Origin of the sequence: Lysinibacillus sp. UBA6686 (assembly GCF_002455205.1) — a bacterium.
Lineage (GTDB): Bacteria > Bacillota > Bacilli > Bacillales_A > Planococcaceae > Lysinibacillus > Lysinibacillus pakistanensis.
On the sequence record NZ_DKJS01000036.1, the window covers coordinates 1 to 13256 of the forward strand.

15 protein-coding genes are annotated in these 13256 nt (G+C 35.9%); 5 read left to right on the forward strand and 10 right to left on the reverse strand.

The genetic code is table 11. The features are described from left to right. Positions 1 to 152: 152 nt before the first annotated feature. The 5 genes from B2R82_RS08695 to B2R82_RS08715 all read right to left on the reverse strand — a co-directional run bounded on the left by B2R82_RS08695 (position 153) and on the right by B2R82_RS08715 (position 4965). Positions 153 to 833 carry a cyclase family protein gene (locus tag B2R82_RS08695; protein ID WP_286924481.1) on the reverse strand — a complete coding sequence of 227 codons (681 nt, stop codon included), beginning with the start codon at positions 831 to 833 and terminating at the stop codon, positions 153 to 155. Next, entirely contained in the window at positions 834 to 1898 is a 1065-nt protein-coding gene (locus B2R82_RS08700; RefSeq protein ID WP_286924482.1) for a zinc-dependent alcohol dehydrogenase, read from the reverse strand. It lies immediately after the preceding gene. Between the two features lie 40 nt (positions 1899 to 1938). After that, positions 1939 to 2802, reverse strand: coding sequence for a 3-hydroxyacyl-CoA dehydrogenase NAD-binding domain-containing protein (locus B2R82_RS08705; RefSeq protein WP_286924483.1), 864 nt, complete (start codon positions 2800 to 2802; stop codon positions 1939 to 1941). 15 nt (positions 2803 to 2817) lie between these two features. Continuing rightward, a complete protein-coding gene (locus tag B2R82_RS08710) occupies positions 2818 to 3450 on the reverse strand; it encodes a carboxymuconolactone decarboxylase family protein (protein ID WP_286924484.1) in 633 nt (210 codons plus the stop codon). A 183-nt stretch (positions 3451 to 3633) separates the two neighbouring features. Further along, the gene (locus B2R82_RS08715) at positions 3634 to 4965 is read right to left on the reverse strand and encodes a short-chain fatty acid transporter (RefSeq protein WP_286924485.1); all 1332 of its coding nucleotides are present in this window, start codon (positions 4963 to 4965) and stop codon (positions 3634 to 3636) included. A 110-nt stretch (positions 4966 to 5075) separates the two neighbouring features. On the opposite strand from B2R82_RS08715, the gene B2R82_RS08720 reads away from it, so the two are divergent. Beyond that, a complete protein-coding gene (locus B2R82_RS08720; protein WP_283870466.1) occupies positions 5076 to 5402 on the forward strand; it encodes a DUF3870 domain-containing protein in 327 nt (108 codons plus the stop codon). 34 nt (positions 5403 to 5436) lie between these two features. Here the strand turns inward: B2R82_RS08720 and B2R82_RS08725 are convergent, their stop codons facing one another. The 5 genes from B2R82_RS08725 to B2R82_RS08745 form a co-directional block, all read right to left on the reverse strand. Next, positions 5437 to 6630 (reverse strand): thiolase family protein, encoded by a 1194-nt coding sequence (locus B2R82_RS08725; RefSeq protein ID WP_286924486.1) that lies wholly within the window; start codon positions 6628 to 6630, stop codon positions 5437 to 5439. Between the two features lie 11 nt (positions 6631 to 6641). Then, complete coding sequence (locus B2R82_RS08730) at positions 6642 to 7277, reverse strand: 3-oxoacid CoA-transferase subunit B (protein WP_286924487.1); 636 nt, start codon at positions 7275 to 7277, stop codon at positions 6642 to 6644. After that, complete coding sequence (locus tag B2R82_RS08735; RefSeq protein ID WP_286924488.1) at positions 7270 to 7956, reverse strand: CoA transferase subunit A; 687 nt, start codon at positions 7954 to 7956, stop codon at positions 7270 to 7272. The genes B2R82_RS08730 and B2R82_RS08735 overlap by 8 nt, the downstream gene beginning before the upstream one ends. A gap of 13 nt (positions 7957 to 7969) precedes the next feature. Next, complete coding sequence (locus B2R82_RS08740; RefSeq protein WP_286924489.1) at positions 7970 to 8686, reverse strand: carboxymuconolactone decarboxylase family protein; 717 nt, start codon at positions 8684 to 8686, stop codon at positions 7970 to 7972. Between the two features lie 200 nt (positions 8687 to 8886). Then, a complete protein-coding gene (locus tag B2R82_RS08745; RefSeq protein ID WP_376781230.1) occupies positions 8887 to 9729 on the reverse strand; it encodes an alpha/beta fold hydrolase in 843 nt (280 codons plus the stop codon). A gap of 192 nt (positions 9730 to 9921) precedes the next feature. Here B2R82_RS08745 and B2R82_RS08750 point away from each other — a divergent pair, with 192 nt between their 5' ends. From B2R82_RS08750 to B2R82_RS08765, 4 genes are all read left to right on the forward strand, one after another. After that, positions 9922 to 10527 carry a dienelactone hydrolase family protein gene (locus B2R82_RS08750; protein WP_286924491.1) on the forward strand — a complete coding sequence of 202 codons (606 nt, stop codon included), beginning with the start codon at positions 9922 to 9924 and terminating at the stop codon, positions 10525 to 10527. Further along, entirely contained in the window at positions 10514 to 11470 is a 957-nt protein-coding gene (locus B2R82_RS08755; RefSeq protein ID WP_286924492.1) for a LytTR family transcriptional regulator DNA-binding domain-containing protein, read from the forward strand. Before B2R82_RS08750 ends, B2R82_RS08755 begins: the two co-directional genes overlap by 14 nt. Positions 11471 to 11616: 146 nt before the next feature. Continuing rightward, positions 11617 to 12465 (forward strand): ABC transporter ATP-binding protein, encoded by an 849-nt coding sequence (locus tag B2R82_RS08760; RefSeq protein ID WP_286924493.1) that lies wholly within the window; start codon positions 11617 to 11619, stop codon positions 12463 to 12465. After that, positions 12462 to 13169: an ABC transporter permease gene (locus B2R82_RS08765; RefSeq protein WP_286924494.1), complete on the forward strand. Its 708-nt coding sequence runs from the start codon at positions 12462 to 12464 to the stop codon at positions 13167 to 13169. Before B2R82_RS08760 ends, B2R82_RS08765 begins: the two co-directional genes overlap by 4 nt. Positions 13170 to 13256: the final 87 nt, after the last annotated feature.

Consider the following 13256-nt stretch of genomic DNA (forward strand, 5'->3'; position numbering starts at 1 on the left):
ACCTTCATTTTGACTAAATATTTACAAAGGGTCCCTTGACCATTTAGTTTTTCAACACTATGAAAATAGTATGCTAATAATCAGCATACTACTTTGAACTTTTTATTTATCTTTGGAAATAGCTTATAAATTACTAAACATTGCAATGCTAATTATTTAAGAAAGGCAACAGCTCTAACTGGTGAGGCTGTTGCATTTTTTAATTTCAGTGGTAATGCCATAAAAGTAAAATGTTCATGTAAAGGTAGTTGTTCAAGATTTACTAGGTTTTCTACTATATATATAGGTGCACTTAACAGCTTTAAATGTACCTCACGTTTCATATTGTCATGTACATCAATATTGGCTAAATCTAGACCAATACATTTTACCTGCTTCTCCAACAACCAATCACCAGCACAGGTTGCGAATGCATGCTCTGCAAAAAAGTCTCCCTCTCCCCATTTTTCAGTTCGAGTACGCACAATAACAATATCACCAGGATTCACAGAAACCCCTTGTGTCTCTTCTGCATGTTTCAACAACTCTGCTGTTACTGGCTCATATGGTTTTTTAATAGAAGATACATCTAATAGGACTGCTTCACCGAATGTCTTAGTTAAGTCCATTTCAGCAGTCGATTCACCGTTTCTAATAAAGTGGATTGGTGCATCAATATGTGTTCCACTATGGTCTGACATACGTAAAAAGCGTGATTCAAAGCCCTCACATGGTTCAATATAACGGTGACCAGAGTTTTCAAAGGTAGATTCCTCTTGAATAGCAATTGGTGGGTGAGATGTGTATGAAACTAAGCCGTCATAAATTTCTAAAGTTAAATCAACAATCTTCATCTATATCTCCTCCTTAAACTCAATAACGACCTTGCCACTTACTTTATTTAACGCACTTTCAAAGCCCTGTATGCTGTCTTTAAATGGTACTGTACAAGCGACCAATTGTTGGAAAGGGAAGTTCGGATTTGCTGCCATCTGCAATATAGCTTCGTAATTCTCCTGTGTAATGCCATAGCTTCCTTTTATCATAATCTCACCACGTACAATTTGATCCATGGGCACAGAAAACTCAACTGAATTAATACCTACAAGTACAAGTTGCCCACCTCGCTTGAGTAAAGGGATTGCCTCAGTAGGGATAGTTGGGTGACCTGAACAATCAATAATCGCATCGTAACCAGAAAACATATCATCAACTAATTCATTTGAAGAGGTGAATGTTGCTTGTACGCCTATATTTTTCGCTAATTGTAGGCGACTTTGATCCTCTAGTACGCCTAGCATATGAACTTCTTTATTTCCTGACCCCACTAATATAGCTGCTACACCTAATCCTATCGGTCCTGGTCCAACTACCAGTATGGATTTCTTCTCAAACTCAGGAATCTTTAGCACTGCGGTATAACTTACTGCTAATGCTTCTGAGATTGCCGCCACCTGATCGGATACTGCATCATCTATAACAATAATGTTACGGCTATCTACTACCATATATTCTGCCATACCGCCATCTTCACGGAATCCGTAGCGCAATGCCTCGGAGGGTGTTTTTACAAATTTATAGTCATTAAAATCACAACAATTCGTGTCACCGTTCCTACAAAAATCACAAATACCACAGCTTTTATAAGGATTAACAACTACTCTTTTATTTAAGAAAGAAGGATGAACATCATCACCTAGTTTCATAACCACCCCTGTGACTTCATGTCCTAATACTAATGGATAATTGACCCAGTCATATCCACCATGGCCATCATACATATGAAGATCACTACCGCATATTCCAACTGCATTTACCTTTAATAAACACTCATTGTGCTTTAATTCAGGGACTTTATATGTTTTAAATTGAACATCTTTTTTCTCTGATGTACATTTTACTAATGCTTGATATTCCATACTTTCAGGTCAACTCCTATTCAACTTTTGACAGCTACTGCTATTGAATTAGCTTTATTATATCCCTCAATGTCTTTTCCTTTTTTGCTAAGTACTGTTGTTTATCAATGGATGACCAATTATAAAAGCCTTGCTCTGTTTTCATACCTAATTGCTTCGCATTGATTTTATCTTGATGGATTGTTAAAGGCTCTGTCCCATTCTCCAACGTTGGGTAAACGTAATTGACAATAGCATAATGTGTATCTAATCCGTTAATGTCTCGTTGTTCGAGTGGTCCTGTGTCTGCTAGACGAACACCTATGCTCATTTTAGCGATAAAATCTAACTCTTGCGCAGAAACGATTCCCCTCTCAACTAATGACATTGCCTCACGTGCAAGTGCACTTTGTAAACGGTTTGCTACAAAACCTTCAATTTCTTGTTTTAGTAGTACAGGTTTTTTCTTAGTATCTTGTAAAAACAGCATTATATCGTTTGCTACTTCCTTTGCTGTATAAGGACTAGGAATGACCTCTACTAAAGGTGTGATATCAGCTGGCGAAAAAAAATGTGTTCCTATCAAGCGCTCTTTATGCATCATTTTTTCTGCAACGTCACTAATAAGATAACTCGATGTATTGGTACAAAACGTTATATCTTTTGAAAAGAATGAATCTAATTGTTCGAATAAAGTTTGTTTGACCTGTAAATTTTCTATAATGGCTTCTATGACATAATTTAAGCCATCTATTTTTTCAAGTTGATGCAGAAAAGTAATGTTTTGCAATTCAGGCTGTTTCTTTAACTGTTGTAATCTTTCTACATCTGGCTCATATAGGAATACGCTTACATTATTTTGTTCTAAATATTTTGCAACTGCAGAGCCCATAAAGCCCCCACCAATGATTAGAACTCGTTTCATGGTTAAATCCCCTTTTTAAGCTTTTCTATCGGTATCATTCCAAATGGCTTTTAAACCAACTGCATAAATACATAGTGCTTTGATCTCGTCAAACATAGCAGCATTTGCTCCAAGTGCTGAGGCATTTGATTTATGGATTGAAATCCCCTTGTCATATGCATCACAAACATTAATAGCATATAATAATAATTCCTTTAGCAAACGTGATACTGCCCCATCACGTAGAGAAGTCGTACGAAGATTGCTATACTTCAACAATATATCCGGTGCATATTCAATTAAATATTGAATCCAGTTCGGCACAACCTCAAACTCTGATTGATAGTAGTTAATACATTCCTGCTGTGAAGAAAATGTAGCTACTTCATCTATACTTACTAGATGGATTTTACTTTCCTCTGAAAGACTAACTGCATATGAAATAGCCTCTATACCAGACAACCATGTTGGAATACCTCTTGAAATAATTGCTGATGCAATAAGCTCCGCAATTTCAACAACGCTATTGCCTGCTTCAACTGCTAACTCTACACAATACATCATTTCCTTTTCTTCACGTCTAGCCGCAAATAACCCAACCATTAGTAATGCTTTATTCTTTTTTGTTAAAACCCCTTCTACTAAGAGGGCTTGATATATGATAGACATTCATACTCCTCCTTGTTTGGAGAGCCTTCAAATCATTTCGCCTTGGCATAATTGTAGCTGCCGCTTTGCTTTCGCTTCAGAAAACATTTGTTGCTGTCGCTCCGCTTACGCGCATAAAACATCTTTCGCTATGCTTTCGATACAAATAACATTTGCTAAATGAAGATAAAGGCTCTCTGTCTACTAAAATAAGTATGACCAAGCTAAAGTAGCAATAATATAGATAACCCCAACAAAGAACATAATCATAACAAGGAAGCCCATAATATCTTTTAGCTTTAAACGTGAAAGTGCTAATGCTGGTAATATCCAGAACGGCTGTACTAGATCGTTCCAAGCATTCCCTAACATAACAGACATGGATGTCTCTGCTAAAGATGTTCCTAATTCTTTTGCCGCATCAATCATGAATGGTCCTTGAACTGCCCAGTGTCCACCTGCAGATGGTGCAAAGAAATTTATAAAGAAGGAACTAATTAAGCCCCAAAACGGTAATGTTTGTTCATTTGATAAATCAACAAATACCTTGGCAATTGTATCTACTAAACCAGAAGCAGCCATAATAGCCATGATACCTGCATAGAATGGGAATTGAAGTACAATCCCTGAAATTGTTTTAATACCATCTGCTAAATGCTCAGCATATTTTGCAGGTGTACCTAGTAAAATAATTCCCACGAATAAAATAATGAAGTTTAATATATTTAAATTTAGCGAACTGCCATTTGTAAAATAAATAACAATGTAAATTAGTCCAAGAATACCTATTGCATATGCTAAAATACGGCTATTATTTAATTTATTTGCCAGTGTATTCTCTTCTAATAGATTTAACTTTGCCTTAGGCTGATCCGCATATAATGCAGGATCAATTTCAATCACATTACTTGGATCTTTAGGATGTAGCATCGCATTAAATAAAGGTAATGTAATTAAGAGAACAATTGTAGTTAAAATCATTGGTACACTGAAAATTGTCTCAGAAAGTGTAACTAGGCCCATTGAATCCTCTAAAAAATGCCCAGGTGTTGAAATGAGGATTGGGATAGAAGCTGATAAACCTAATCCATAAAAAGTAAAGCCAGAGTATGCTGCAGCAATAATTAATGGATAATGAACTCCCTTAACTTGTAATGCTAATTTTTTCGCAATAATCCCACCAATTACTAAACCAAAACCCCAGTTTAAATAACTACCAATACCGCCTACAAGTGTTGCTACTATAATTGCAGTCTTAGGTGTATGAACCATACTGGCAATTTTATTTAAAAATTTATCAGTGATAGGAGCTGTAGCTAGTACATAACCCATAGCAAGAATAACGGCCATTTGTGTTGTGAATGCTAGTAAATCCCAAAATCCGCCACCCCAGGCTGTCGTTAAATCTACAAAGCTAATATCCTCAACAACTAATGCTAAAACAAATGTTACTAATGTTAACCCAATTGCAAATACAAAAGGATCTGGCAAATATTTCTTCATAATATTTGTGAAAAAATTCGTTAACTTTTCCATACTATTCTCCCCCTTGTTGTGTATGACTAAGTAATTTTTGGGAAGTGGCTCTTCCACGATAAAAAATGATAAACTATAATCACAATCTATCCATTTTGGAGGTCATTTCCTTGCAAAAACTTACTAGTATTTTAGTGACTGCTTATGCAAAAGCTCCCCAAGGCACATCCATGTATGAAATGTACAAGCATGCTGGCATTGTGTTAGAAATTGATAAAGAAACTCATCAGATTATTAATGCAGAATTTACATTTATCACTGGACTTGCCCAAGATTTCTTTAAACGTATGTTGATTGGCTTTGATCTTACAGCCAATATTGACGAGTTAATTGCTCGTGTAGATGACCACTATTATGCTCCATCAAGCGGCTCTGTTGTAGTGGCACTAAAATCTGCACAAAAGCGATACCTAGAAAAAATTCAAAAGGATTACTAAATATCCAGCACCGAGTCAAAAACTCGGTGTTTATTTATAGCTGGCAATTTTCAACGATAGTTGTTATACCTAGACCCCCAGCTATACATAAAGTGACTAGCCCATATCGCTTACCTGTTCGTTCTAGCTCATGAATGAGCTTTGTCATTAGAATAGCACCTGTTGCACCAATTGGGTGTCCCATTGCAATAGCCCCTCCATTGGGGTTAACACGATTGATATCTAATCCAAGCTCTCTGATTACTGCGATTGATTGGGCAGCAAAGGCTTCATTTAATTCAATGACATCTATATCCTGTATCGTTAAGTTCGCTTGCTTTAAAGCTTTGATTGTTGATGGTACTGGACCAATTCCCATGATTGTAGGGTCTACGCCAGCAGATGCTTGAGCAAGAATTTTTACTTTTGGTCGATATCCTAGCTCTAATGCTTTTTCTTTGGACATTAGTAACAATGCAGACGCACCATCATTCCGTCCACTACTATTTCCAGCAGTAACAGATCCACCTTTACGGAAAACAGGTTTTAGTGTACTCAACTTCTCTTCACTTGATAAAAATGGATGCTCATCTTTGTTAAAAATCTCAACTGTTTTTCTCTTTTTCACTTCATACGGAACAATTTGTTCTATAAAATACCCTTCTTGCTGAGCATTAGCTGTTCGCTCCTGACTTCGATGAGCAAAGGTATCCTGTTCATTACGAGTAATAGCATATTTCTCGGCTAAATTTTCTGCTGTTTCGCCCATTGTAGTAATACCATATACTTCAAAGGGCTGAGACCCTGGTTGACTTTCTGTATTCGGATCTAGAATCGAAGCATTTCCTACACCATATCCATAGCGAGCATTACGCAAATAATATGGCGCCGTACTCATTGATTCTGTCCCTCCAGCAATAATGATGTCGCTGTAGCCAAGAGCAATCTGTTGGGCAGCATTATTAATGGACTGTAACCCAGATCCACATTGACGATGTACTGTATACCCTGGTACAGAGATTGGTAAATCTGCTCTTAACGAAGCCACACGTGCCACATTCGATTGATCCGCACTTTGCTTGGCTTGTCCCAAAATTACCTCATCAATAATGGCTGAATCTAATTTTGTTCGTTCTAGTAGACCACGAATCACTTTTTCAGCAAGTTGATCTGCTGTTTCATTGACTAATGAACCACCTAATTTACCAATAGCTGTACGAACGCCATCTATAATAACAACTTCTCTCATGTTTCCTCCCCCTATTTCAAAGCATTCACAAAACTTGCTTCTGTACTTTTTTGCACTTGTTCTAATGTAACTCCTGGCATTAATTCGACTAAATGTAATTGCCCTTTAACAGACCTAAAGACAGCTAGCTCAGTAATAATTGTATCTACGCTTCTTGTTGATGTGATAGGGAATGTGCAATTCTTTAAGATTTTACTTTTCCCATCCTTTGAAGTATGAGACATCGTGACAATGACCTTTTTAGCTCCGATTAATAAATCCATTGCACCACCAACACCGATAATATTTTTCCCCGGGACTGCCCAGTTAGCGATACGTGCCTGTTCATCTACCTGAAGCACTCCTAATATCGCGACATCAACATGACCTCCACGGATCATGCCAAATGATTCTGCACTATTAAAAAAGGAAGAGCCAATTGCCTCTCCAACTGGCATTTTTCCTGCATTCACAATATTGGGATCAACATCCTCCTCATCGACCCCTACTACGCCAAGCATTCCATTTTCTGTATGGAAGAAGACATTGTTATTGTCAACGTACTTAGCCACCAATGTAGGAATACCAATTCCTAGATTTATAATTTGTCCATCCTGCACCTCTTCTGCTGCTCTTTTTGCTATTTGCTCTTGAATTGGGTTAATCATTTTCTACTACACCCTCCCTCGTTAAAATCTTTTTCGCTAAAATAATGCGATCTACAAATAAATGTGGAGTTATAATTTCATCGCTATTTAATTCACCAGGCTCTACTAATTCATCCACTTCAACAATTACAGTGCTAGCTGCCGTCGCCATTAAAGGATTAAAGTTTCGTGCAGTTTTGTAGTATACTAAGTTTCCTAACTTATCTGCCTTATGAGCACGAATAATAGCTACATCAGCCTTCAGTGCTTTTTCAAACACATACTCCTCACCGTCAATCATTTTTGTTTCTTTGCCCTTTGCTAAGTCAGTCCCTACGGAAGTTTTGGTATAGTAACCACCAATCCCTGCACCACCAGCTCGGATTGATTCAGCTAAAGTGCCTTGAGGTAGTAGATCAATTTCAATTTCACCTCGTTGGAATGCCTCACCGACATCACGATTCCCAGTAAAATAAGAGCCAATAGCCTTTTTAACCTTCTTTTGCTCTAATAATTTACCTAGACCCTTTCCTTTTTCTCCTAGATTATTGCTGATAATAGTTAAATTGTTTACATCCAGTTCCACAAGAGCATCAATTAACGTTAGGGGACCACCCACTAGACCAAATCCACCAACCATAATTGTTTGCCCACTCTTTACGCATGTTAATGCTTGCTCTACAGAATCATAAATTTTCATTGTACTCACTCCGTTATTTTTGAATAAGGGCATCACTCAACTCAAACCAAGAAGGTATGCCCGCTGTCAGTAGGCAAATATAGCCTAGCTCTGCTAATTCAGCTTCCACTACACCTACATCCCTCGATTTTTTAGCCCAATCATCTGTTTCTTTATTTTGTAGTGTAGTTGTATATATCCCTGTCATTAGGATGAATTTCATTTGAGTTGATACCACATTATCGTTAAGAAGTTCTTGCTTTAAAGCGTTTTCATCATTTGCTGTCAAGAAAGACAGTAATTTTTCAAAATATGCTTCACTTTTCTCTGTTGAAGCGAATGTACTGTAGTAACGTACAATATCAATGGCTGATGCTTCATGAGAAATCTTGTCTGCATCCATATTTGTTAGCTCTAAGGCATATTCAAATGATTGCAAGCCAAGCTGTAATGCTCTTTCTCCACCATAGTTAAAGGCTACAAGTAAATACTCAATTAGCTCTTCTAATGTAGCTCCACCATCTACTGCCCCCTTTGTGTGATACACCATGCTACGTGCATAATATCTTGCAGCATTTATACCAACTAACAGAATATCCTTCTCTTTCACCGACAGAGCTCCTGGTGCCATCGCTGCCCCTCGAAGCGCAGTATAATGATCAAGCATCGCTGGATTATAATCGTGCATTTTTTGTACCCATCCTGGTACAGCACCATAAACTTTTTTAAAATACGTTAAGCCTGTTGTCATCTAGTAACTCTCCTTTTAAGGTTGAATAAAAAAAGGCTACACTTTACCTAAAGCACGGACTTACCCGCACATTTAGAAAAAGTGTAGCCAACAGTCAAGCAGGGAAAATAGAAAAAGGTCATTTTTCTATAGCTGCTCGATAGGCATTTATTTTAGTTATTTAATTATTTGCACAAAATTTAAAAATCTGCAATAGTTTTTTATAAATTCTCTAAAAAACATTGAATAACTTGATTAACATCTTTTCTTTCTTCAAAGACTAATGTGTAATGATTGCTGCTAGATGTGTATTTCCAAATATTTTTAGCATTTTTCAATGTTTCAGTATAGGATTCTGCTAAAAACAATGCCGGCATAGCACCAATTTCACCTGTAGAATGTATTAAAAGAACTGGGCACACTATATTTTTGAAAACTTCCTCTGGTTTATAGGCATAAAAACTTTGAAAATCTTGACGTATTTTCTCTTCATCAGATTTATTTTCCCAATGACCATCTTTTTCTGCAATCTCATAACGACCTACATTTTCTAAATGATCAGTCCACTCAACACCAAGTCGACCATAGATTTCTTTAATTTCTTGAATATAGGCATTGGCATTTTCATAATGCTTACTAATACGACCAAGTGAAGGTTCAACAATTTTACGCTGATGATCCGTACAGGTTGCTGCCCCATCAAGTAAAACTACCCCTTTGACATCGGTACGTTTACTAGCAACATTCGCCATGATAAATGCTCCCATTGAATAGCCCATTAGAATGGGTTGCTTAATGTTCAATGCGTCCATTAAAGCCAAAATATCCTGTGTATGTAACTCTATTCCTGTATTTATCCCAGCGGGAGCACTTTTGCCACGCCCCTTTAAATCTACAGATATAAAACGATATTCACCTCTTAGCAACTCTGCATAATAATGCATTTGCATGTGATTACCTGTGAGACCGTGTACCGCGATAATCGTACCTTTCTCTCCTGGGTAATCAGCAAAGTGTAACTCACTACCATTCACATTTATTGCTTGATATTTCACTCCACTCATCCTCCTTGTAAAAGATAAAGCTAGTTTTACCACCCAAAATAAAAAAAGTCAAAAAAATTTTTATTTTTTAAGAATTTGTATATTGAATTTTATCTCTAAAAAGTTTTTTTACAATAATAAACCCCAGCCTAAAATATACACTATAATTTCTTTTTGGTACACTATTATAAAAAGTCAAAAAATGAGGTCAAAATGAAGAGAAAAGTATTTATTCTACATGAAATATATGGCATTAATGATTTTATAAAAATGCAAGCTAAAGCATATGAAAACGCTAGCACTAAAGTTGAGTGTATTTCTTTATATCCAGAAAATAAAATATTTACCTACGAACAAGAACAAGAGGCATATGTATATTTCATCAATAACGTTGGGTTTGAAGCTCCACTTAAACTACTTACTCACAAATTGCTGGAAGCGAAGAAGCAATATGATGAGGTCATACTAATAGGTTATAGTGTCGGAGCAACATTAGCTTGGAGACTATCCTCTCTCCCATTACATAGAGTTGTTTGTGTGTATGGATCACGTATTCGTCAATATCTTGATGTCGTACCTGTTTGTCCAACACTTGTTATTTTCCCTAGTAATGAGAGCAGCTTTAATGTACAGGAAATAAAGGAAGAGCTTGAGCAATTACCAGCAGTTGAAACGAAGCAATTTATTGGTCTACACGGTTTTATGGACTGTAATAATCCGAACTATTGTCATGAAAGCTATCTGCAGGCGCATTTTGATATCATCCAATTTTTAGAAAACCAACAATATCAAGGGGGACAACAAAATGAAACAAAATGAGGCAATAATGATTGACCCTTATATTGAAGGAGGCAATGTCATCTATCCATGTTTCCGGCTCTCCCTACAATCAGATAGTATTATAGGTATTTATACAGATGTTTCTAAAATACATACCTTAATGAATTGGTTTATGAAACACAATGAAGCTTTTACACATTTTCGTGAATGTGCTTTGTATGAGCGGCTTACAGTTCAAGAATACATCCGATTTTGCATAAAGCTTTTTAATACTCCTTCTGAAAAAACCGAGGATTTATTAGGTTTGTTTGCTTTAGTGGAGCAAAAAAACAAAAGAATTGACAAGCTTTCAAATGGAGAAAAACAGCGTTTAAAACTTATTCATACATATCTCCATCCTGCACAAATTCAAGTGTTAGAAGAGCCGTTTCAAAATCTTGATGAATTTTCTAAGCAAAATGTTCAGCAATTATTGGATGCTCTTCAAAAACAGCAGAAAAAAATTATTTTGCTGTCAAATAACATGGAAAATTTAATTATTTCGAGTACAGAAATATATAGATTAGATACAAATGGCTTACATACATTAGATGTAAAAGATGATGAATCAGAAATGATTATTCCTTCAATTGAAAATGCACCAATTCGATTTGATAAAATCCCAACAAAAAAGAATGATAAGATCATTTTATTTAATCCTCCAGAAATTGATTACATTGAAAGTGTTGAAGGATCTGTTTCTGTATATGTTGCAGGTGAAGCTTACCCATGTACATTATCTTTAAATGAGCTTGAGCAAAAATTGACACCATTCGGCTTCTTTAGAAGTCATCGTTCATATATAGTCAATTTACAAAAGGTACGTGAAATCATTACATGGACGCGTAATAGCTACAGTCTTTCCTTAAATAGCTCTGAAAAAACAGTAGTACCTCTGTCGAAAAATAAGCTAGCAGATTTAAAGGAAATACTCGGAATTTAGAAGATTTCCCAGGAAATAAACGACTCCTGTCAGATGAAATATCTCTCCATTAAAGATTATTTTTCTGCCTTTCACCTTTAATTTACTGCTGTGCTTTTAATTGTTGTTTATAGTGTAGACATCAACAACGCACAGGAGGTTAACACATGAACACAGTGATTGAAGTTCAACATTTAAAAAAGATATTTCATAAGGAAACAGCTTTACAGGATGTTTCCTTTAAGATTCAAAAAGGAGAAATCTTTGGATTCCTGGGACCAAGTGGCTCTGGAAAAACAACTACTATTAAAATTCTAACTGCACAAACAGACAAAACAGATGGCAATGTATTATTATTTGGTCGTCCAGCAAGTGAAATGAAAAAAAGCCAAAATCGTAAACGCTTTGGCATTTTAACAGATAATAGCGGTTTGTATACTAGGTTATCAATCGAGGAGAACTTACTTCTATATTGTAATTTATATCAATTATCAAAAACTGCTGTAAAAGAGGCTTTGGAGTTTGTTAATTTATACACTGAGCGAAAAAAGAAGGTTAGTCAGCTTTCTAAAGGGATGATTCAACGTGTAACACTTGCACGAGCAATCATGCATAAACCTGATTTATTATTTTTAGATGAACCAACTTCTGCACTCGACCCTGTTAATACACAGCATATTTATAATGGCTTACGTAAATTAAATGAAATGGGTACTACAATCTTTTTAACAACACACGATATGAGTGAAGCAGAAATACTTTGTGATCGTGTAGCCTTCTTACACAAAGGGAAAATTCGTGCAATTGGCTCACCAAAAGAATTAAAAAAAGAATTTGGCGATGAATCCATTTCAGTTGAATTAAAAAATGGTGAGATTGCTGTTATTCAAAACGGCTCAGAAGATGCGTCAAAATTGTATGAATGGATGCAATCTAACGAAGTTTCTCGTATTTATACAAACGAACCTACACTAGGTGATATTTTTATGCAAATAACAGGGAGTGATTTAGTATGAATATTTCAATGACACGTATTCAAGCTATATTTATGAAGGACTATAAGGAATTTTCACGGAACTATGCAGTATCTCTTATGATATTTGTACCATTTGTTTTAGCATTTTTTTATAACAAAACTGGAGTCAATTCTATCAGCGAGTATTATCTACCAATTAATATAGGTTTTTCTATGGTAACTGCCTATGTACAATGCTGTTTAATTGCTGAGGAGAAAGAAAGAAATACGCTTCGTAATTTAATGCTTTCCCCTGCTTCACTTGGAGATATTTTAATTGGTAAAAGCTTGTTTGTCTTTATTGTTACAATGATAGTAGTGGGAATCACTATTTTTCTTGTGGGCTATAATCCTGCCAACATATTCATCATAGCTATTGCTTTAATGCTTTCATCTGTGTTCTATATTGCACTTGGAACATTGTGTGGATTATTTGCGAAGTCTATTATGGAGGGATCTATAATCATCCTACCTGCTATTCTAATTTTCCCACTAGGCTCTTATGCTTCACCATTATCATCAATTTACCCAGCTTTGAAATTTATGGAGTGGTTACCAAGCTCCCAGTTGGTCCTATTAGCAGAGGCTTTAGAGGGAAGCTATTCAACAACAGATGTGATTATCCCGATTGTTACAATCATTGTTTGGTCAATTTTTGCTTGGATTATCACAGCATTTATCTATAAAAAAAGAATGGTCGACTAATTTTTATTAAAAGTCAAGAGTTAAAGTTATATATTTGAGATTCAAGTATTTTTTATATAATGTGTAACATCATAATTGGGTATTTTT